The organism is Spiroplasma endosymbiont of Dasysyrphus albostriatus (genome assembly GCF_964019495.1).
In the GTDB taxonomy this organism is placed as follows: Bacteria; Bacillota_I; Bacilli_A; order Mycoplasmatales; family VBWQ01; genus Spiroplasma_E.
Map to the genome: position 1 here is coordinate 1,153,106 of NZ_OZ026447.1, position 21,833 is coordinate 1,174,938.

Here is a 21,833-nt window from a genome sequence, read left to right on the forward strand (position 1 = left end):
TACTAAACATTACCGAAACTATATTTGCCTATTAATAGACCTATTTAACCGCGAAATTATCGGACATAGTGTTGGAGTTAAAAAAGATGCATCATTAGTACATCAAGCATTTATGCAATCAAATCGCTGTTTAAAAGATATTCAAATATTTCATAGTGATCGCGGTAATGAATTTAACAATAAAATTATTGATAAACTTTTACTAGCATTCAACATTAACCGTTCTTTAAGTAAAAAAGGTTGTCCTTATGATAATGCTGTTGCTGAAGCAACTTTTAAAACTTTTAAAACCGAATTTATTAATGATAAAAATTTTACATCATTAATCCAATTAAAATTAGAATTATTTGATTACATCAATTGATATAACAATATAAGAATTCACAGCACTTTAAACTACTTAACTCCAGTTAAATATCAACAACAAATGTCTACCAAAAAATAGTCCTAAAAAGTGTTGCCATTCCATAATTTTTCTTTATTAATTTCAACTTTTTTCATTATCTAATACCCTTTCTATGTTCTCTTACATGTTCAATATTTTCTTCATCACCAATCATTATTTCTCCACAAAAAACACATTTATACTTTGTTCAATATCCCATTATTTATTCTCCTTATTTTTATCTTTCTTTTTTCTCTAAATCTTTAGCAATTAAATTTAATGATTTAAAAATTTTATAATCATTCTTTAAATCAATTATTAAAAAGGGATTTTATATTATTCATTATCAAATTTTCCTATTTCAATAAATTCTAATAATTTATGTGTAAATATTCATGATGTACCTTTTATATAATCTTTTTCAAAAATTTTTATAAATTTTATTAATTTTTCTTTATATTCATTAATATATTTTTGAGCCATTTTTCTTCTTATATTTTCAACTTTAATCATATGTTCTTCACAAAAATATCTTATTTGAACATTATCTTTATCTAATTTTGTTGGTAAATTAGTACAATTTGTTATATGTTTACCAAGTTCATTAACTTCACTAAAACAACATGGTATTGGTTCTTGTGGTGGAAATACACATTTACATTGATTATTTAATTCAAATCCACATTTTTCATTATGTTTATTTTCCATTATTTATTCTCCTTATTTTTATCTTTTTTCTCTAAATCTTTAGCAATTACATTTAATGATTTAAAAATTTTATAATCATTCTTTAAATCAATTATTATAAATATTAAAAATATTAAAATAGTTATACTTGTTATTAAAAGTGATATTATTATTAATAAAATTTCTCATCATAACATATTATTTTTTCCTTTTTATTTTCTTTATTATTATTTTTTGATTACAATTTTTACATTTAATTATTTTTTCTTTAACTATAATATCCATTAATCTAATTCCAAATTATCAATAATATTTTGTTGTTCTTCAAAATTAAAATTAGTTGGAACTGTATATTGTGTATTACCAATACCTAATAATGATTCAATATTATCTTTAACTTTTTCATTTTTTAAATTTAGTGTTTGTTTTTCATCATTAAATGTTTTATTATCATTATCTAAATCTTTTAATTTTACTTTTTGATTATCATTATTTGGATTATCAATATAAGATATTTCTTCTTCATTAATTACTGATGATTGGTCAATTTGCATTGCTCTATCTAATAATTGTTGATTTTCTAATTTAATACTAGGGTCTTTATTAATATCTCTAATTATTGCTTTAATAACTGTTTTTAAAGCCATAGCATTAAAACTAGTATTTCAAGGACTATTATTATTTGCTTTACTATATTTTTGTTTTCATTCTAAACATTCTTTAATTGTCATACCTTTATAAAAATTAATTATTTTACCATTAATATTTTTAATTGAAATAAAACCATAATAACCAATAATTTGTTTTTCTTCAAAAATTTTACTTGGGTCTAATTCTCATTTTTTATTTTCTTTATTAAAAATATGTTTATTAGTTATAATTTCTCTTTGAAAATCAATTACTAAATTACTACGTTGTAATAAAGTTAAAAAACCATCTTCTTGTATTTGTACTTGTAAATCATTACCATATGGAATTAATGCAATTTCTTTTTTAATTGGATTATTACTTAAATCTAATTCATATATAGTTGCTAATGTATTTATTAATGATTGTGGATTTAATGTAGATAATTTTTTATCATTTAATTTTGTTAATTCATAATATTGTTTAAATTGTTGTATTTTATTAGAATTAATACTTTTAGGTAATATTATTGATGCCATTTCAATTTTCCTTTCATAAAAACATAGCCATTTCTCATTCATGTAATTTTTCTTTAGTAATTTTTATTGATATTGTTTGTAATTTATTTTCATTAATTCAAATAATATAATGTGTATTAGTTAACTTAAATCCATTTTGTTTTAATAATCAATAATATGCAGTTAATTGTAATGTTGCTTTTTCTTTTAATTCTTTTGTCATTACTTTATAAGTTTTAAAATCAATAATTGAATATAAATCTAATTCAGTTTTAAATATTAAATCTGGTGTTCCAGCAACAATATCTGCATAATACATTTGTTCACTAATATAATATTCTTTATCTTTTTTAAATTTTTGTTCTAAAAAATCTAATAATGTAAAACAATATTCAAGTATTTTTTCAGTAAATACTGATTTATTTTTAATTTTTGTTTTTATTTCATTTACTACATTTTGATTATTTTTATATTTAAAATATAATTCTGCTACTTTATGTACACAATTACCTCTAATAATTGCTTTTTCTAATTTTGCTTTTGGAATTTTGTCATAATTTGAACCTAAATAATTATCAAGTATTTTAGAAACTGAAAATAATTCTTTATTATTTAAAAAATATTGATGTGTATCTTTTTTAAAAATCAATGACATTATTAAGTAATTTTCTAACTAAAGCAGATATTTTTATATTTTTAATTTCACAAAATTCTTTTACTTTTTTAAATTCATTTTCAGTTAAATATACATTAAATCTATGTTTTAATACTTTATTAATATCTTTAGGAGTTCTATATCTTTTTGTTTTCATTTTCATACTCCTTTTGTTCTTCTTTTTTATGAAATCTACATAAATATAATTCAGTTATTTTTGAATATCATGTAGGTCATGATTTACAATTATTTATTTCACATCTAATATCATGAGTAATTTTTTTTAAATAATTAATAGCCATTATTTACTCCTTAATAAGAATCAAGTTGTAATTCATTAATATAACTAACATATAAACTATCTCAATTAGTAGAAGTTAATCTAATATCTTCTTCAATCATTTCATTAATACAAGAATTACAATAAGTTAAATTTTCAATATTACTAAATCAAATAAATAATTCTTTATGTTTTGTACATTTAATTATTGTGTTCATTCTAAAATACCATTACCTTTCACACGATTATCTAAATGAATAGCAATTAATTTATTTTTATTAATCATTAAATGAGAATTAATAATTGTTCAATTATTTCAATTATTATCAAAAGTTTGTCATGCATTTTTATAAATATTTTGATTACAACGATAATATTTTTTATTCATTAGTCATACTTCCTTTACTTATAAAATCATATAAATTTTGTAATTTATTATCTAAATCAATTCAATCTATTACTGGTTGTTTTAAATTATCTAAATAATTACTTCATTGTTCTAATTCTTTTCAAGAATAATTAGTTTTATTTAACATTTTTATATTCTCCTAATTTTACATAGTATGTTCCTTAGAAAAGTAGCACTATAATTATTTCTTTCACTCATCCGCCCCTTGTGAACCATTTTTAATTAAGGAATTATAGTTTTTCGGACATCCCGACAGTTAAGATATGATGATTTGAAATTAATCTCACATATAATCATTTCCCGTTTGAACCAATCAGCGTAAATATTTAACTTGTTCAAGGTTAATATCTCTTTTATAGTGATATAGAAGTATTTACCTTTCGTACTCGCTATTTGACTTCTATGACACTTGTATTAAGTTTTATAAATATAGATTTTGATTTATTATTAACTTTCTCCTAACATGGTCACAGCGTGTTATTAGATATTTAAAGGTGCTAATAATAAATAAGAACGATATTTCTATCGTTCTTATTATTTATAAAACTATCCATCAACTTTATGCGCCCATGTTTAAAAATAATTTGTTTAAAATATAAAAAATATGCTACAATATACAGGCTTAATTTAATGAAAATAAGCAACACATTTGTGAATTCATTGCCTAGTGCTTTTTAATTAAAAAGTGGCCAATGTTAGAAATAAATGGAAGAAAAACAAATTAGAAGGAGACAATATGTCAGTTGTAACACGTGAACAACTCCTTGAAGCAGGAGTTCAGTTTGGTCACCAAACTAAAAGATGAGATCCAAAGATGCGTAAATATATTTTTGGTCAAAGAAATGGTATTCATATTATTGATTTACAAAAATCAATGCGTAAATTAGATGAAGCTTGTCACTTTGTTAAAGAAACTAGTGAAAATGGTGGTAAAGTTTTATTTGTAGGTACAAAAAAACAAGCCAAAGAAGCTGTGCAAGAACTTGCAATTAGTTGTAATTCACCTTATGTAACAGAACGTTGATTAGGTGGTAATTTAACTAATTTTAAAACTATTAAATCAAGTATTAAAAAGTTAATTGATATTGAAAATAAAGAAAAAAGTGGAGAAATTAAACTTTTAACAAAAAAAGAGCAAATGTTAGTAATTAAAGAAAAAGCACGTTTAGAACGTAACCTTGGTGGTATTAGAAATATGTATAAATTACCAGAAGCTATTTTTGTTACTGATACTATTACTAATAAAATTGCTGTCGAAGAAGCAGTTAAACTTGGTATCAAAATTATTGCGATTTGTGATAGTAATTCAAATCCAGATAATATTGATTATATTATTCCTGGTAATGATGATGCTACAAAATCAATTACTTTAATTACAAAGAAAATTGCTGAAGCTATTAATGAAGGACAAAGTGTAAAACCAGTTATTGATAAAAAAGAAATAGTAGTAGAAGAAACTATTAGTCTTGATGAAAATAAAACTGAAAATGTAATTGAAAAAAATAAAGAATAAAGGAGAATAGTTTATATGTCAGAAGTTAAAGTAGATGTTAAATTATTGAAAAAATTAAGAGATACAACCGATTTACCAATTACTGATTGTAAAGAAGCTTTGATGGAAAAAAATAATATTTTTGAAGCAGCACTTTCCCTATTAAAAATTAAAGGTTTAGCAAAAGCAGAGAAAAAAAGTATTAATAAAGCTACTGAAGGGGTTACTAAAGTTGTTATTAGTGGTAATAATGCAATTATTGGTGAATTAAATTGTCAAACTGAACAAGTTGCTGATTTAGAAGATTTTAATGATTTATTTACTAAAATTTTAGAAACAATTTTAAAACATCAACCTAAAACTATTGAAGAAGCTTTAATGTTAAAAGCTGATGGAAGTAGTGAAAGTTTAAATGATGAGATAAGATTTGCTATCGCTAAATTAGGTGAAAATATTGTTTTAAATCGTTTTCAATATTTAAGTAAAAATAGTGATGAAGTTTTTGGTTCATATGTCCATGGTGGTGGTAAATATAGTGGTTTAGTTATTATCAAAGGTGTTGATAAGGAAAGTGATATTCCAAATAATGTTGCTATGCAATTAGTATCAGCAGATGCTAAATACATTGATATTGATCACATACCTGCAACAGTTCGTGATAAAGAATTATCAATTATTAGTGAAAAAACAAAAGAAGAAGAAAAATTGAAAGCAAAAAAACGTCCTGATAATATTCTTGAAAATATTATAAGAGGTCGTTTTGAAAAAGTATTATCTGAATTAACTATTGTTGATCAACTTTATATTAAAGATAATACAATTAAGGTTAAAGAGTATTTAACTAAAAATCATGCTACAATTATAGCTATGATACGTTATCAATTAGGTGAAAAAATTGATAGTTCTGCCAAATAAACATTTAGGAGGTAAATAAAGTGAATTTTCAAATTATATATTATATTGCATTAGTAATGTTTATATTATTATTAGTTATTCTTGGTTGAGGATGATATAGTTTTAATAAACCAAAAACAACTATTAAATTTTTGAATTTAAAATTATTAGTAGCAACATTAATAGTTGGTGTAATTGGTTTAGTTATCTCGATTGTTCCAATTGGAATGCAAGTTTGAACATTTGAACCAGAATATATTAAATCTGATCCTGCTTTTTTAACTTTATTAATAGTAGAATATATATTTTTAGTTATCATGTTAGGATTAGCATATATTTTTAGTTTTGATTTTGGTATCGCAGTTGATGAACATAATATTTATTTCTTTGGACAAAGCGTTAATACTAGTAAAATTGTTGCATTGGAACAAAAGAAAAATGTTTTAAAAATTGTTTATGAACAGGGTATTAAAAAAATTAAAAAACGTTTAACAATTATTACTCCACAAGCACAACTTTTTGTTAAAGATCATTTAGCACAAAAAGTTATTGCTAACGTTGAATTAGAAACTGTTGCTGAAAGCGCAAATAATGATTCATTATCTAGTGATAACAGTAAATAAATAAGAAGCCACAAAGCAATCTGTGGCTTTTTATAATATTAAATTTAAGGAGGATGATCAAAAATGGAACAATTTAAATATAAACGAATATTATTAAAAATTAGTGGTGAAGCTTTAGGTGATGGTAGTAATGAATTATATAATAATGAAAGTATTGATAATGTTTGTCAACAAATTCAAACCCTAGTTAAGGCAAAAGTAGAAGTTGGTTTAGTAATTGGCGGTGGTAATATTTGACGTGGTGCTAAACAAGGAGAAAAGATTGGTTTAAAAAGAATTAATGCTGATTATATGGGAATGTTAGCGACTATTATGAATGCTTTGGTAATTGAATCAAAGTTAAAAGCGCTTAACGTAAAAGTTATTGTGCAAACATCATTAGAGATTAATCAAGTTGCTGAACCTTTTTATTACAAAAAAGCTATTAGTAGTTTTGAAAAAGGCTATGTTTGTATTTTTGCTGGTGGTACTGGTTCACCATACTTTACAACGGATACTGCAGCAGCACTTCGTGCTACTGAAATTAATGCGGATATATTATTAATGGCAAAAAATGGCGTTGATGGTGTTTATGATAAAGATCCAAACATTAACAAAAATGCTATTCGTTATTCACATTTATCATATCAAGATATTACTAATAAACAATTAAAAGTAATGGATTTAACTGCTTCAACGATGTGCATGGAAGCTAACTTGAAAATTATGGTATTTGATATTAAGGTTGAAAACAATATCATTAAAGCAGTACAAAATAAAGCAATTGCAACTATTATTAGCAATCAAAATTAACAAATTAAAGGAGAGAAGATAATATGAAACTATTAGATTTTATTTTATCTATTTTACAAAAAAGCAAAACACCAATCAGAATTTTATTTCCAGAAGGAGATAATGAAAAAGTACAGGCAGTAGCTTTAAAAATTATTAATGATAATTCACCTGTTAAAAATTTTATTACACCAGTTTTATTATTTAATAATGATAAAGAAATTCCTAGTAATATTAAAAATTCTAATATTAAAACATTATCTATTGAAGAAAATCAAGTAACAAATTTTACTAATCAATTATATGAATTAAGAAAAGCAAAGGGTTTAACTTTAGCAGCAGCTAATAAATTGGTATTAAGTCGTAATTACTATGGAATGATGTTATTAAATAATAAAGAGGTTAATGGTTTTGTTGGTGGTATTACTTTTACTACTGCTGATATTTTACGTCCAGCTTTGCAAATTATTGGACCAAAAGCAGGTACTAAAACTGTTTCAAGTACATTTATTATGAATAAAAATGAAGAAATATTTTTATTTAGTGATGGTTCAATTAATTTAAATCCAACAGCTGAACAACTAGCAGATATTGCAAAATCTACAATTCACTTTGGTGAACTTTTAGAATTTAATCCAATTAAATTAGCAATGTTATCTTATTCTACTAATACTAGTGGTAGTGGTGAAAGTGTTGATAAAGTACGTAATGCTACTAACTTTGTTCAACAATTAAAATTAAAAAACGTGCAAGTAGCAGGACCAATTCAATTTGATGCTGCTTGAGATCAAGAAGTGCGAAATAAAAAATTCCCAGAATTAACAATTAAAAATCATTGTAATGCATTTATTTTCCCAACTTTAGATGCTGCTAATATTGGTTATAAAATTGCCCAAAGATTAGGTGATTATAAAGCTATTGGTCCTATTGTTTTGGGTTTAAATCAGCCAGTTAATGATCTTTCTCGTGGTGCTACTATTGATGACATTTATTACACAGCATTGATCACTGCTATTCAAACATTAATTAAAAATTAATAAGGAGATAAAACAAATATGTCAGAACAAAATAAAATTTTAGTTATTAATGCCGGAAGTAGTTCTATTAAATTTCAACTTTTTAATGCTATTAATAATGATAAACAACCTCATTTTACTATTCTTTGTAAAGGCTTAGTTGAAAGGATAGCTATTAAAAATAGTAATTTTATTATTGAAATTGCTAATGGTGATAACTTTATTAAACATGAAGTAACAAAAGATATTGCTGATCATGTTATAGGAGCGCAAACAGTAATTGATGCATTAATTGAGTATAAGGTCATTAATAATTTTGATGATATTAAACGAATTGGTCATCGTATGGTTCACGGTGGTCAAAAATTTAATAACTCAATTGTTATTGATGAGAAAGTCATTGCTGGTATCAAAGCATGTATTCCTTTAGCACCATTACATAATCCACCAGCTTTAAAAGGATTATCATCTTTTCAAAAATTAGTTCCACATGCTAAACATGTGGCAGTATTTGATACTTCATTTCATAGTACTATTCCTGAAGAAAAATATCTTTACTCAGTTCCATATGATTGATATAAAACATATGAGGTAAGAAGATATGGATTTCATGGTACTAGTTATCGTTATATTTTAGATAAATTAACTAATATTTTAAATAAACCAAAAGATAAGATTAATGCTATTATTTGTCATTTAGGTAATGGTGCTAGTATTTGTGCTATTAAAAATGGTAAAAGTTTTAATACTAGCATGGGATTAACACCGTTAGATGGTTTAATTATGGGTTCTAGAAGTGGTATCATTGACCCTTCTATTCATGGTTATATGTGTAATGTTAAAGCAGAAGCAACTATTGAAACCGTTACTAATGATTTAAATAAAAGTTCGGGTTTATTAGGAATTAGTGGACATTCTTCTGATTTACGTGATGTTCTTGCAAGTAGTAATGATAAAAACCATAAGTATCATTTACAATCACAATTAGCAATAAAAATGTTTGTGCAAAGAATTGCTAATTATATTGTTCAATATGGTAATGATTTAGATAGTAATATTGATGCATTAGTATTTACTGCAGGTATTGGTGAAAATTCTGCAATTATTCGTCAATTAGTTATTGAGGAAATTAAAGTGTTTACTTTAAAATTAGTAACTAATAAAAATAATGATAAGTATAATGATTACTTAGAAATTAGTGATAAACAATCAGAAGTTCCTATTTTTAAAATTAGAACAAATGAAGAATTAATGATTTGTCAAGATACATATAATTTATTAAAAAATATTTAAAAAATAAAAAAATATATTAAGGTTTTTTATTTTGATATATAATGTTTAAATTAAGTGAAAATACTTAATAATTATCAAATTTTAATTAAAAATAAATACTTTAAAGATTCAAGGAGAAAAAAGTATGGAATTTAAATACATTAAAGAAAAAAATAATCATAAAATTAGTGAGGAAAATCAATATAAAAATTTTGATAAAAATATGATAAATGAAATTAATAAATTAACTAAGAAGTCATCATCAAGTCGTAGTAGGGTTACTTGTCGTGATTGAAAAGAAGAAAGTAATAAAGATAATTATCATGATGGAAATTGACCAATTGCAATTTTAGGTTTTTAAAATGAATGGTATATTGTCTACCGAAAGAAAGAGTTGTAACTATTAAATAAAAAGTGATAAAATAATATATATTTGTATTTGTGATTACACAATAAAAGAAATTGAAAAAAAAGTAATAAGTAAGAGAGGATTTTAGCATGGAAAGAAAACAAAAGATAGTTGTTATAGGTGTTAATCATGCCGGAACAACAGCACTAAAGGCAATTATGAGGTCTAATCCAAATAGTGAAGTAGTAGCATATGATCGTAATGATAATATTTCATTTTTAGGATGTGGAATTGCGCTTTGAGTTGGTAAAGAATTTACTGATCCAAAAGGATTATTTTATGCCACAATTGAAAAGTTAAGAGCATTAGGTGTTAAAATTAAAGAAAAACATGAAATGATTAAATATGATAGTAAAGCCAAAATTGTTACTATTAAAAATTTAGATACTAATGAAGTATTTACTGAAAGTTATGATAAGTTAGTATTAGGAATTGGTTCATGACCAATCTTAAATCCAGGTGGTAAAGAAATTCCTGGTTTAATTGCTCATAAAGATGGCGTAGTTGTTAAAGATACTTTAAATGGTGTTAAATTAACAAATGGCATTCATTTATCAAAACTATATCAACATGCTCAAGAAATTATTTCTGATTTGAGTAAACCAGAAGTAAAAAAAGTAGTAGTAATTGGTGCAGGTTATATTGGTATTGAATTAGTAGAAGCTTTTTATAAAGATAAAAAAGAAGTTACTTTAATTGATTTTGAAAATCGTATTATGCCTCGTTATTATGATGAAGAATTTACAAATGATGTTGAAGCAGATATGAAAAAAGTAGGAGTAAAATTACAATTAGGAGAAACTTTACAAGAATTTATTATTAAAGATGATAAAGTGAGTGAAGTAAAAACTAATAAAGGAACATATAAAGCTGATTTAGTAATTATGGCTGTTGGTTTCTTACCAAATACTGCTATCTTGAAAGATGAGAATGGTAAAGTTCAACTTAACTTAGATCCTCGTGGTGCAATTGAAGTTAATGAATATTTTCAAACTTCAGATCCTAATGTTTATGCAATTGGTGATTGTATTAATATTCGTTCAAATGCTTGAAATAAAAATGTTAATATTGCCTTAGCAACTAATGCTGTACGTAGTGGTTTAATTGCTGGATTAAATGTTGCAAAAACAGATCCTAAAACAAGAATCGCCTTTCCTGGTGTTCAAGGAACAAATGCAATTGCTGTTTTTGGTTGAAAACTGTGTGCTACTGGTTTATCAGAAGTTTCTGCAAAAGCAATTTTAGGATCTAATAATGTAGAAGCATATTTTTATCAAGATACAGTGTTTCCACCTTTTATGAGTGAAAATCATGAAGTAAAAATTAAAATTATATGAGAAAAGAGTTCTCGTCGTATTGTTGGAGCTGAAATTGGTTCAACTCATGATCATACAGAAACAATTGCAATGTTTTCATTAGCAATATTGAAAAAGGTTACTATTGATGAAATTTCATTAATTGATATGTATTTCTTACCACACTTTAATAAGCCTTATAACTTTGTTACTGCGGCAGCACTTTTAGCAACAGGAATTTTAACAAAAGAAGATGTTACATATCCAGATCCATATTTAAAAGGTAAGAAAAAATAGATTGCCTTATCAAATTAATTTTGAGAGGAATAAAATATAATGGTTAGTAATGAAAAATATTTAAAACTTAGAGCAAGAATGACTTTACCAGTTAAAGAAAGTAAATATAAAATTGCTTGATGATTAAAAATTATTTTGATATTTACTTTTCCGTTATGGATTATTCCTTTTTTAATTACTAATTTTTTTATTGGTTTGATTATGCGAAATGTTATGGAAAATTTTCAACGAATTGGACGAAGTACTAATCCAAATTTTGCTAAAATTGATCTCAATACTTTGAGTTTTTATAATCGAGATATGGAATTACAAAATTCTCTACAACTAATGATTGATGATAGTAATTGGGATATGATGGAAGCACAAGATATGACGATAACTACTTATGATAATCGCTTGTTATCAGCTTTTTTCATTAATAATCATCAATCTAATAAAAATCATAAATGAATAATTGCAACTCATGGTTGACAACAAAATCGCTATAGCATTTTATATTTAGTTAAACATTTTTATGAACAGGGATATAGTATTGTTACTTATGATACAAGAGGTCATGGTAGTAATAATATCCATGATGCAATTACTTTTGGTAATAAAGAAGCAGATGATTTATATGCTGTTATTTTAAGTCTTAATAATTATTTAGCAGAAACAGATTTTAAACAACCTCCTAATATTACTTTAATTGGTAATAGTATGGGTGCCAGTACTGTTTTGGAAACAATATCTCGATTTGATACTGGTAAATTTGGTGTTAAATGTGCAATTTCTGATTGTGGATTTGATAGTTTTAGTCATATTATTAAAATTATGGGTAAACAATACTTTAACCTTCATTGATTTTGATTTTATTATGGTGTTAAATTTTTCTTTAGGTTAAAAGATAAATTTAATATTAATAGTATTGATCCTATTAATAAATTAAAATATTGTTCTTCAATTCCTGTATTATTTATTCATGGTAATGATGATGAAACTGTACCAGCAACAATGGCACAAAAAATGTATGAAGAGAAAATAAATTATGAAGAAGAAACAATAAGTGAATTATTAATTATGCCATCTGCTAAACATATAAGAGCCGTCACTACCGATTATGATACATATTGCAAAACTACTTTAAAATTTGTTAATAAATGAACAAATTTTAAAACCGAAGATAAAGGAGATTAAATTAATAATGATTTATTATATTAATAATAGCAAAGACCCATATTTTAATTTAGCAGCCGAAGAATATTTGATTACTAATCCTTATATAAATGATGAAATCTTATTATTATGACAAAATAATAATACTATTGTTGTTGGTAGAAACCAAAATACAATTGAAGAAATTAATAATGAATATGTGAGAACAAAAAAAGTTAATGTTGTACGAAGATTATCTGGTGGTGGAGCTGTTTATCAAGATTTAGGAAATTTAAATTTTACTTTTATTCTTGATAAAAATAAAGATAATGCTCGTAATTATGGTCTTTTTACAAAACCAATAGTTAATGTTTTACAAAATCTAGGTTTAAATACTCAATTTAGTGGTAAAAATGATATTTTAGTTGATGATAAAAAAATATCGGGTAATGCCCAATATACATATAAAAATCGAATTTTACATCATGGTACTATTCTTTTTAATGTTGATATGCAAATGTTACCAAAAGTATTAAAACCTGATTTGGATAAATTAAAATCAAAAGGTATTAAATCAGTACAAGCACGAGTAACAAATATTTTACCATTATTAAATCCACCAATAACAATTGAAGAATTTCAAAATTTAATTATTGAACAATTAAAAAGTACAAAAAATACAAAGATTATGGAATTTTCTGAAAAAATGATTGCTGATATTGAATCATTAGCAAATACTAAATATCGAACTTGAGATTGAGTTTATGGTAAATCTCCAGATTTTGATTTAAAACATAAAACACTTTTTCCTAGTAAAGGAACTATTCACGTTTGAATGAATGTTAAGGCAGGAATTATTGAAAATATTAAAATATATGGTGATTTCCTAGGGTCAGCAGGTACTACTAGTTTAGAAAAAAAACTAGAAAAACAAAAATATAATGTAGCAACTATTACTAATATCATTGAAAATGCTAATATTAACGAAATTTTTGGTGAAAATTTTCTTGCTGAAGAAATCATAAAAAGTATCATAAAATAATGAATAAAATTCTTATTTATGATATCCTTACTTTTATAACTAATATTAAAGAGGAAATATGAAGAAATATTTATGGATTTTATTTATAATGTTTATTTTTATAACACCAATTAGCAATGTTATTACATTTTTAGTAAATAATAGTTTTGATCAAACAAATAGTATAAATGATATTCTTTATCCAACACGTGGTTGACCAAAAAAAGATAGAAATCAATTAAATGTTTGACAATTTTTATATCAAGATGCTATTGATAAAGTAGGTAAAACTAATGATAATATTGTTAATGGTTTTAATAATTTTTATCTTGCTGAATTTGATAAATACCGTGATTCAGCAAGTAAAAATGCTGGTAAACCTGGCTATGATGAAATTGGTATACCAACAGCAGATATTAATGATTATATTAATAATAAAATTATTCATTCACAATCAATGCAAATATACATGGCCTTAACATTGCGAACATATTTTATTGAGTTTACTATTAATAAAATTAATGATCCAAGTAGTAATTATATTAATGCAAATGAATATTTAAACTTATGAGTTATGAAGTATTTTGAAGCTGGTTTTTATTTTCAATGAGTAAAAATTTGAATTCAAGATTTAGGTAGAACAATTGAAAAATCAATTGATATTGATTTTTACACTTTTGATAAATATGTGGAACGAAATAATAAAGGTGAATATATGTGAAATAAACCACCCAGTGACAAAACAGTAAAGCCACTATTAATTTTGGATTCTGATATGAAAAAAATGTTTAATCAATTATATGAAGAAATTTTAAATAATAATTTACAAGGAAAATAAAAATGATTATTCTAGAAAATATAAGTAAAAATTATGGTAAAAATCAGGTTTTAAAAAATATTAATTTAGAGATACCTGCTTCACAATCACTTGCTATTTTAGGTGCTAATGGTTCTGGTAAAACTACTTTGGTTGAAATTATTTCACAAGTTTTAAAACCAACATCAGGTAAAGTATTATTTCTTGATGATGTTGGTAAAAAGGTTAGTTGGAAAATTGGTGTTCAATTTCAATAAGGTTATTGACCAGTTGGTACACGAATTATTGATTTAATTAAATTTTATAAAAATAAAAAATATATTAAAAGTGAAGAAGGCAAAGGATTAATTGATGTTTTTGAGTTAAATGATATTTTGAAAAAAGAAATTTCTTTACTTTCGGGTGGTCAAAGACAAAGATTTAATTGTTTTTTATCAATTTTAAATGATCCTGAAATTTTAATTTTAGATGAGTTAGTTACAGGTTTAGATTTAAAAATGCAAATTAAACTTGTTAATTTTATTAAGTCATGAAAAGAAATTAAAAAAATTAATTTATTAATTGTTTCACACACCAGAAGAAGTTGAATTACTTTGTGATCGGGTAGTAATTTTAAAAAATGGTGAAATTTATCAAGACCAAAGTATTGATGCAATTATAAAAAAATATGGTAGTTTACGTAAAATGATGGTGGAGTATTATCAAAATGAAGTTAATGGTAACTAAAGAATTATTCAAACAAAGTACTGTTTCTAAATTTTCAAGACTTTTTTCTTTAATTTCAAAAGTAATTTTTGGAAATCCTAGAACTTATATTTTTGTATTTTTATTAGGTTTTTTAATTTCTGCATTATCATCGTGATTATGAAATAATTATAGTTATTATCAAATTTTACCCCCCATTTTGTTAAATTTTTTATCAATATCAGTTTTTATTTCATCTTTTTATTTAGGAATATTTATGATTGAATGGCGAAAGAAAAACTTTTTAAAAAGAATAAAAATAATTGGTATTAATGAATATTATATTATTTTAACAATTTTTTTATCAAATTTAATAATGGTATCATTATCAGTAAGTATTAATATTATTTGTTATAATATTTATTCTTTAATTTCAATATTTAATTTTCATCTAAATTTACTTTCTAATATTAGATGATTTATTTGAATTTTCTATATATTTGCTATGATATTATTAACATTTTTTTAACAGTTGCTAACATATTTATTACAACATTTTTTCCTAAGTTTAATTTATCATTTGTAATGCTTGCTATTTTTACCATATTTTTCATTATTTTTTCGGATGTTTTAATTCAACCAACAGTAACTAACAATAATTTAATATTTATTGTTATTGGTTATTTATGTCCAACTAAATATTTTATTTGGTTTAATATGTTGATTACTTCATATCAATTTTTAGATTCACTAGGAATAAGTCAAATTATTCAAAATTATAATGAAATATCATTTGTTGTTTTTACTAGTATTTGGCAAACATTAATTGGAATCTTGATATTTACTATGTTGTTTTCCTATTTATCAAAAAGATTTTTTAATTGAGGAATGAAAGGATAAAAATTGATGAAAAAAATATTATTACTTTTTGGTGTTTTTAGTTTAATTTCTGCTCCTGCTAGTTTAGTAGTTACTTGTAATATTGGTAGTTTAGATGGTAGTGATTATTTAAATGGTTTACCAAATTTTGACTGAACAAATTCAGATTATGGAGATGGTATTAATTTTGATAATACTAACTCGCAAAATATTATTAATAATATTGGTAATATTAATGATTTGGGAAATGTTAAACCAAGCAATACTGGTCATTATTTAAATTATTCAAAATTTAATACTGGTTTTCAATGAACACAAAACATTAAAAAACAAGCAGTGACTGGCATTCCTTTAAATAAAGGTTTTATGCCTAATGGTAATTATGCTTCTGATTTTGGAATAACTTCTTCAGCTCGAAAATATTTAAGAATGAATTCAATTTTAGATTGGAATCCACAAAAAGACTATGATGCAAAGTATAATCGAGCAACAGTACCTTTACAGAAACGTCAATTTGTAGCAACATACAACTCAAGTAACCAAGATGAAAATATTAATTATAATCAACTAGGATTTTCAACACGAAAACATCGTACTTTTGATAATACAATAGTGGGGACAAAAAATCCATTTGAAAATACACCATTAAATTGACGGTGGTTAGCCCTAATTACTGGACCATATTTTGATAGATATTTCTAAATTTTTATTTGTAATATTGGTGGTTTTAAAAATTTAGAATGTATTCTTTCATAATTATAAAACATAACATATTGATTTACATCATTAATAGCTTCATTGATTGTTAAATATTGATTTGAGTCTTTAGGCAATCATTCTTGAGATAAATGTGAAAATCAATTTTCAGATATGACATTACCGCCAATATCATATGGTTGTTTTTTGCTTAAAATTATTTGTTTGTTTTTTGCTCATTTTGTAATTTCTTGACAATAAAATTCGTTGGCGTTATCTGAATGTAAAATAACGTTTTTTATTTGATTTCAAGAAAATTGGTTGTTTATTTTTTCAAGTGCAGGAAGAATTAAATCTTGATATGATTTATTTGAAAATGTATTATAACTAACAACATTATTTGAATAAAAATCAATAATTACAAAAAGATATAGTCAACCTTCTTTGGTGTTTATTTGTTTAGTATCCATTGATCAAATTTGATTTGAAGCGGTTGTACTTTTGTAATCTTTGTTTACTTTATCCATTGTAGGTATTCACTTATTTGGATTTTTTTTGTTTTTAGGATAGTTATTTTTAGTTTGTTTTAATCCTTGAATATTGTGTTTTTTCATAATTTTTCGCATTTGTTTTGTTGATAATTCTATATTTAAAATGATATTTTTCTCTTGTTTTAATCACTCTTTAAAAGCTGAAAAAATTCTTAAATATCCATAAATTCTACCTTTTCTTGTAGAATGAAATTCGATTAAAAGTTGGCATAATTCTTGATATTTATGATTGCAATTAATAATATGATTTTTTTCTTTTTTAATAAGTTTTTGTTTATTTTTTAAAAAGTAATATGTTGATCTGTTTAATTGAAGATATTGACATAAGTTTCTAATTGAATATTGATTTTTGCAATCATCGATAATTTTAATTTTTTCTTTGATATTTAATTTGTTAATTATTAATGCTATTTGTTTAATTTTATCCATTAATAAAAATCCTTTCAGGTCAAAATTAGTGTTCATTATATAACACAATTGTTTTTAGAATACATTCAGATTTTTTAAATTAATGGTCTAGTAAAAAGGGCTAAGTGGCCCCATCCAAATCATAATGTTAATGATACTAGAGCTTATTTATTTGCGACACAAACAACAAATTTATTTAATAATATTCAATTTTCAGGAACAAATACTTTTATTAGAAATAATAATATTGGTATGCAAGCAAATAATAATGCAAATGATTATCAAGGTTGAAATGCAAGTGATAATTATCAAGAGGCAGCATTTATATCGGATCCTAGAATAAAAACTGCAGTTACTAAAGGAAAACCAAATCCATTTGTAAAAGATACTATTTATAATTATTTAACTAATAATGGTTATAACTCATCAAGTTATGGCATTGGTGATTTAGTTAAAGAACGAACTACTTTATTTGATGATAATCAAATTTTAAATAAGAAAACTAATTTTTCAATGGGTAGTGGTATTAAATTTGTTAATCATGATCAAAATGGTAATAGTATTGTTGCTAATGATTATCCATGAACAAATCGTAGATTAACTGATATTTTACCAACTTATCAATGAAAAATTTATGATGATGCTCATCCAGAATAACCATTAGATATCTCTAAAATTTCTGGTTTTTATGATTATGATCAAGTGTATGAAAAAGGAAATTCAATTGCTATTGGTTCGGGTTTTAATGAAGAAGGTAGTATAGTTAATGGCGATTGAAATACAAATAAAGTTTATGATTGAGATATTATGGGAACTAATTTAATTAAAAATGACCATCAAATTAGCTTTATTTATAATACTAATGGTGATAATAATGCTAAAGTTAATTTTTTAGTTACTACTACTGATCAAAAATCGTTAATAGCAAACCGTCAAACTTTTTCACCAAATAATGAAGAAAAGTTACAAGGTGGTTGAGTTAAAATTACTTTAGATTTAAAGAAAATTGGTGGTATTAATACTTTTAATCGTATTTCTAAATTAGGATTACAAATTAAAGCAACTAATAATAATTTTAAGTTTAATGTTGGTGAATTTGAAATAAATAGTCCAACAACTAATAATCAAATCAAAGAAAATACAGTAATTTCAAATCCAAAATCAGAATATGTAATTAATCGAACAGTTAATAATCAAATATTATACAATGCTCGTTTTCAATGAGATGCTGTTAATATTGAAAATTTAAGTTATTATGCTATTTATTATTTTGATGAAAAAAAATGATATCGTATTGGCGAAACTAGTCAAAACTATTATTTTTTAAAAAATTTAAAATCTATTCATAATCAGTTAAAATTAATGATTAAACCAGTTTATAACAATAATGTTATTTCTCAACAATCATTTGTGTTTAATATAGAAATTTAAAGGTGAAATATGAAAAATAAAAATAGTATAGTAATTTTTAGTCATTGTATAAGTTATATGTTTAAAACGATTTTAAAAACATTTAGAACTTATATTTACTTTTTAATAATGCCTGTTATTTTACTTAGTTTAGTTTATTTTTTAACATCACAGTCAATTATTAAATATAATCGTTATATTATAGTTTCTAGTTATATTTTATTACCAATATTATTTAATATTTTTTTAATTGGACATATTATTTGTCAATGACGCGAATCAGTTTTTTTAAAACAATTACACAATTTTGGTATCAATAAGATTGCATTTATTTTAAGTTTATTAATTGTTATTTTTGTTATTTCTTTTTGTACAGTATTTATATTACTTGGATATTTATTTTTTCTTGATCAGTTACAAGGAACTAATATCATGACAGTATGAATATTAGCAATGAAAACTTTTTCACAATGATTTGGTCTTATATTTAGTATTAGTCTAAATATTATTGTTATTTTTTTCTTGGCTTTATTAATTTCTGGTTCTATAAAAAATCCTTATATAATTCAAATAATTAATATAATTATTTTTTTAACTTCTATTTTATTTGGTGACTTTTTTATTGATATGACATATACAATTTCAACACCAACCATTATTATTGGATATTTTGTACCACAAAAATATATAACTTGAATTAATTTTATTTTTTATAGTCAAAGTGATAAAAATTATTATAATTTTTTTCAGATTGTTCCTTCAGTTGATTATAAACTATCATTCACCAATATTTATCAACCAGTATTTTCTTGCCTAACATTTATTGGTTTGTTTGCTGTTGGATCATATTTTTCTTTTTTACATGGTACTAGAAAATAAGCAATTAAACAAAATATATTCTTATTTTTTAATTTTTAAATATTCAATAAGTGTATTTAAATATTGAATAATATATTATTTTTATAAATTTAAAAATAGATCTTGAAAAAAAATATTTTTTAAGGAAAATTAGATTGTAACAAAAAAAGGACACAGTATATAAAAAATAAAACTAGTTATTTTTTTAATCAAATATGGATTTGATACAAATTTGTTAGATAGGAGAGACTGGGAAATGAAGGTAATAAATGATTCTGTTAGTGACGAAATTTTAATGAATGGTTATCAAAAATTTTGTTATTCTTTTAGCAAAATTTTATTAGTTATTTTATTATTTCCTTTTGTTTATTTTTATTCAAAAAAATATCAAAAACAATTTTTTAAATTTTGTTTTACTTATCAAAAAGAAGGAAATGTTAAAATTAATGATGATCAATTAGTTGATATTAATAGTTTTGATTATCATTATTATGATTGTAAGATTAAAGAACTTAATAAATATGGTTATCCAATTGATTGAAAAAAAGAAAATTATCAAGAATTTGTTATTAAAAATAATAATAATGAAGATATTAGTTGTTTAGCTGTTATTCAAAAAAATAAAAGCAACAAATGAGTTATTGGTTTTCATGGTTGAACTTAAAATAAATATTTAGCTTTAAGGTTAGTGTCTTGATTTTATGAAGAAGGATATAATATTTTAACATTTGATAGTGTTGCTCATGGTAAAAATTATGGTCAATATAGTGATACTGGTCTTACTTGTGCGCAAGATGTTAATTGTTTAATTAATTGATTAAAGACTAATTATCAAGTTGAAACAATTGGTTTAATTGGTAATAGTATGGGCGCATCAACAATTAATTATTATTTGTTGAATTATGCACCAATCAGTTCAATTAATTGAGCAATTACTGATTGTGGATTCTCTAATCTACTTGTTCAATTTCGTTACGTCATGCAATATCGTTATAAAAAACCTTGATGATTAATTAGTAATGGTATATCTAAAAGATATCAAAAATTTACAAATACAAATATTTTAGAATATGATTTATTAAAAAAACTAAAAACAGGATTTAAAGTTCCTACCTTATTAATTCATGGTAAAAAAGATGATTTTGTCCCATTTTTCATGGCTAATGTTATTCATAATTTTCAAATTAAAGGTAATAATAAAAATTATAATTATTTATTTTTAGAAAATATTGGTCATGTTGAAACTTTGCCAAATGCTCATCAAACTTATATTAATGAGATAAAAAAATTTATAAATAAATATGAAATGAATAATAATTAGATAGAGTTAAGAAAAATTACTATAGTCTTAATTTATTCATTGAACATTTCTTATTTTATTTTAGGGGGTAAAAATGAAAAAAAATGCAAATTGTTTAATAATAGAAAAAAGAGATAATATATACATAATTAGTCCTACACCCAAATTACAAGATGATATGGGTATGGCGTGTTATGTTAAATATAATACAGAAAATGATGTAGTTAATAAAAATGATTTAGTATTAACAGTAGAGGCTTCAAAAGCTATTTTGCATGCGCGCAGTCCACTAACAGGAAAGGTTTTGGAATATAATCAAAGAGCAATTGAAAATCCAACTCTTTTCAATTCAAAAAAGTCTAAAGATAATTGAATTTTGAAATTAACAGATGTAGTTGAAAAAGAATTTTTAGAACTTGAAGATAATTAAAATTGATTTACAAAT

Annotated in this window: 29 protein-coding genes and 2 pseudogenes; 21 read left to right on the forward strand and 10 right to left on the reverse strand. The window is 23.5% G+C overall.

The window, feature by feature from the left end:
• Positions 1-16 precede the first annotated feature (16 nt).
• Positions 17-445: pseudogene (locus AACL11_RS07005) on the forward strand (transposase); the annotation flags it as partial.
• A 276-nt stretch (positions 446-721) separates the two neighbouring features.
• On the opposite strand, the gene AACL11_RS07010 reads toward AACL11_RS07005, so the two are convergent.
• The 9 genes from AACL11_RS07010 to AACL11_RS07050 form a co-directional block, all read right to left on the reverse strand.
• Positions 722-1,093 (reverse strand): hypothetical protein, encoded by a 372-nt coding sequence (locus AACL11_RS07010; protein ID WP_338987028.1) that lies wholly within the window; start codon positions 1,091-1,093, stop codon positions 722-724.
• Positions 1,093-1,269 (reverse strand): hypothetical protein, encoded by a 177-nt coding sequence (locus AACL11_RS07015; protein WP_338987031.1) that lies wholly within the window; start codon positions 1,267-1,269, stop codon positions 1,093-1,095. Before AACL11_RS07015 ends, AACL11_RS07010 begins: the two co-directional genes overlap by 1 nt.
• Positions 1,270-1,356: 87 nt before the next feature.
• A complete protein-coding gene (locus AACL11_RS07020) occupies positions 1,357-2,238 on the reverse strand; it encodes a recombinase RecT (protein WP_338987034.1) in 882 nt (293 codons plus the stop codon).
• On the reverse strand, positions 2,216-2,872 hold the full coding sequence (locus AACL11_RS07025) for a PD-(D/E)XK nuclease family protein (protein ID WP_338987037.1): 657 nt from the start codon (positions 2,870-2,872) through the stop codon (positions 2,216-2,218). Before AACL11_RS07025 ends, AACL11_RS07020 begins: the two co-directional genes overlap by 23 nt.
• Entirely contained in the window at positions 2,856-3,029 is a 174-nt protein-coding gene (locus AACL11_RS07030) for a hypothetical protein (RefSeq protein WP_338987039.1), read from the reverse strand. The genes AACL11_RS07025 and AACL11_RS07030 overlap by 17 nt, the downstream gene beginning before the upstream one ends.
• Positions 3,010-3,174, reverse strand: a complete 165-nt coding sequence (locus AACL11_RS07035; protein WP_338987042.1) for a hypothetical protein — start codon at positions 3,172-3,174, stop codon at positions 3,010-3,012. Before AACL11_RS07035 ends, AACL11_RS07030 begins: the two co-directional genes overlap by 20 nt.
• A gap of 10 nt (positions 3,175-3,184) precedes the next feature.
• On the reverse strand, positions 3,185-3,370 hold the full coding sequence (locus AACL11_RS07040; protein WP_338987045.1) for a hypothetical protein: 186 nt from the start codon (positions 3,368-3,370) through the stop codon (positions 3,185-3,187).
• Positions 3,358-3,540, reverse strand: a complete 183-nt coding sequence (locus AACL11_RS07045) for a hypothetical protein (RefSeq protein ID WP_338987047.1) — start codon at positions 3,538-3,540, stop codon at positions 3,358-3,360. Before AACL11_RS07045 ends, AACL11_RS07040 begins: the two co-directional genes overlap by 13 nt.
• Positions 3,533-3,688 (reverse strand): hypothetical protein, encoded by a 156-nt coding sequence (locus tag AACL11_RS07050; RefSeq protein ID WP_338987049.1) that lies wholly within the window; start codon positions 3,686-3,688, stop codon positions 3,533-3,535. The genes AACL11_RS07045 and AACL11_RS07050 overlap by 8 nt, the downstream gene beginning before the upstream one ends.
• A 609-nt stretch (positions 3,689-4,297) precedes the next feature.
• On the opposite strand from AACL11_RS07050, the gene rpsB reads away from it, so the two are divergent.
• The 14 genes and pseudogenes from rpsB (at position 4,298) to AACL11_RS07120 (ending at position 16,867) form a co-directional block, all read left to right on the forward strand.
• Complete coding sequence (rpsB, locus tag AACL11_RS07055; protein WP_338987051.1) at positions 4,298-5,074, forward strand: 30S ribosomal protein S2; 777 nt, start codon at positions 4,298-4,300, stop codon at positions 5,072-5,074.
• Between the two features lie 15 nt (positions 5,075-5,089).
• Complete coding sequence (gene tsf, locus AACL11_RS07060) at positions 5,090-5,968, forward strand: translation elongation factor Ts (RefSeq protein WP_252319749.1); 879 nt, start codon at positions 5,090-5,092, stop codon at positions 5,966-5,968.
• A 20-nt stretch (positions 5,969-5,988) separates the two neighbouring features.
• Positions 5,989-6,570, forward strand: a complete 582-nt coding sequence (locus AACL11_RS07065; protein WP_252319747.1) for a hypothetical protein — start codon at positions 5,989-5,991, stop codon at positions 6,568-6,570.
• Between the two features lie 63 nt (positions 6,571-6,633).
• A complete protein-coding gene (pyrH, locus tag AACL11_RS07070; protein WP_174481596.1) occupies positions 6,634-7,362 on the forward strand; it encodes a UMP kinase in 729 nt (242 codons plus the stop codon).
• Between the two features lie 23 nt (positions 7,363-7,385).
• Complete coding sequence (gene pta, locus AACL11_RS07075) at positions 7,386-8,378, forward strand: phosphate acetyltransferase (protein ID WP_252319745.1); 993 nt, start codon at positions 7,386-7,388, stop codon at positions 8,376-8,378.
• 18 nt (positions 8,379-8,396) lie between these two features.
• Positions 8,397-9,650 carry an acetate kinase gene (locus AACL11_RS07080; protein ID WP_252319743.1) on the forward strand — a complete coding sequence of 418 codons (1,254 nt, stop codon included), beginning with the start codon at positions 8,397-8,399 and terminating at the stop codon, positions 9,648-9,650.
• Positions 9,651-9,774: 124 nt separating this feature from the next.
• Positions 9,775-9,990: a hypothetical protein gene (locus AACL11_RS07085; protein WP_174481599.1), complete on the forward strand. Its 216-nt coding sequence runs from the start codon at positions 9,775-9,777 to the stop codon at positions 9,988-9,990.
• A gap of 137 nt (positions 9,991-10,127) precedes the next feature.
• Positions 10,128-11,630: an FAD-dependent oxidoreductase gene (locus tag AACL11_RS07090; RefSeq protein WP_338987060.1), complete on the forward strand. Its 1,503-nt coding sequence runs from the start codon at positions 10,128-10,130 to the stop codon at positions 11,628-11,630.
• Between the two features lie 39 nt (positions 11,631-11,669).
• Positions 11,670-12,806 (forward strand): alpha/beta hydrolase, encoded by a 1,137-nt coding sequence (locus AACL11_RS07095; RefSeq protein ID WP_338987062.1) that lies wholly within the window; start codon positions 11,670-11,672, stop codon positions 12,804-12,806.
• A 7-nt stretch (positions 12,807-12,813) separates the two neighbouring features.
• Complete coding sequence (locus AACL11_RS07100; RefSeq protein WP_338987064.1) at positions 12,814-13,806, forward strand: lipoate--protein ligase; 993 nt, start codon at positions 12,814-12,816, stop codon at positions 13,804-13,806.
• An 88-nt stretch (positions 13,807-13,894) separates the two neighbouring features.
• Positions 13,895-14,623 (forward strand): hypothetical protein, encoded by a 729-nt coding sequence (locus AACL11_RS07105; protein ID WP_338987065.1) that lies wholly within the window; start codon positions 13,895-13,897, stop codon positions 14,621-14,623.
• 2 nt (positions 14,624-14,625) lie between these two features.
• Positions 14,626-15,015 (forward strand): annotated as a pseudogene (locus tag AACL11_RS10560) (ATP-binding cassette domain-containing protein); the annotation flags it as partial.
• Between the two features lie 148 nt (positions 15,016-15,163).
• A complete protein-coding gene (locus tag AACL11_RS07115) occupies positions 15,164-15,328 on the forward strand; it encodes a hypothetical protein (RefSeq protein WP_338987069.1) in 165 nt (54 codons plus the stop codon).
• Between the two features lie 864 nt (positions 15,329-16,192).
• Positions 16,193-16,867 carry a hypothetical protein gene (locus AACL11_RS07120; protein WP_338987071.1) on the forward strand — a complete coding sequence of 225 codons (675 nt, stop codon included), beginning with the start codon at positions 16,193-16,195 and terminating at the stop codon, positions 16,865-16,867.
• On the opposite strand, the gene AACL11_RS07125 is transcribed toward AACL11_RS07120, so the two are convergent.
• On the reverse strand, positions 16,864-17,877 hold the full coding sequence (locus AACL11_RS07125) for an IS3 family transposase (RefSeq protein ID WP_338986622.1): 1,014 nt from the start codon (positions 17,875-17,877) through the stop codon (positions 16,864-16,866). The two genes, AACL11_RS07120 and AACL11_RS07125, sit on opposite strands and share 4 nt — an antisense overlap.
• 195 nt (positions 17,878-18,072) lie before the next feature.
• Between AACL11_RS07125 and AACL11_RS07130 the strand changes: the two genes are divergently transcribed.
• The 6 genes from AACL11_RS07130 to AACL11_RS07155 all read left to right on the forward strand — a co-directional run bounded on the left by AACL11_RS07130 (position 18,073) and on the right by AACL11_RS07155 (position 21,818).
• Positions 18,073-18,477 carry a hypothetical protein gene (locus AACL11_RS07130; RefSeq protein ID WP_338987073.1) on the forward strand — a complete coding sequence of 135 codons (405 nt, stop codon included), beginning with the start codon at positions 18,073-18,075 and terminating at the stop codon, positions 18,475-18,477.
• Positions 18,478-18,522: 45 nt separating this feature from the next.
• On the forward strand, positions 18,523-19,251 hold the full coding sequence (locus AACL11_RS07135; RefSeq protein ID WP_338987075.1) for a hypothetical protein: 729 nt from the start codon (positions 18,523-18,525) through the stop codon (positions 19,249-19,251).
• 9 nt (positions 19,252-19,260) lie between these two features.
• Entirely contained in the window at positions 19,261-20,109 is an 849-nt protein-coding gene (locus AACL11_RS07140) for a hypothetical protein (protein WP_338987077.1), read from the forward strand.
• Positions 20,110-20,344: 235 nt separating this feature from the next.
• Positions 20,345-20,752 (forward strand): hypothetical protein, encoded by a 408-nt coding sequence (locus AACL11_RS07145; RefSeq protein WP_338987079.1) that lies wholly within the window; start codon positions 20,345-20,347, stop codon positions 20,750-20,752.
• 24 nt (positions 20,753-20,776) lie between these two features.
• Positions 20,777-21,409, forward strand: coding sequence for an alpha/beta hydrolase (locus AACL11_RS07150; protein WP_338987081.1), 633 nt, complete (start codon positions 20,777-20,779; stop codon positions 21,407-21,409).
• 73 nt (positions 21,410-21,482) lie between these two features.
• Positions 21,483-21,818 carry a hypothetical protein gene (locus tag AACL11_RS07155; RefSeq protein WP_338979568.1) on the forward strand — a complete coding sequence of 112 codons (336 nt, stop codon included), beginning with the start codon at positions 21,483-21,485 and terminating at the stop codon, positions 21,816-21,818.
• Positions 21,819-21,833 lie beyond the last annotated feature (15 nt).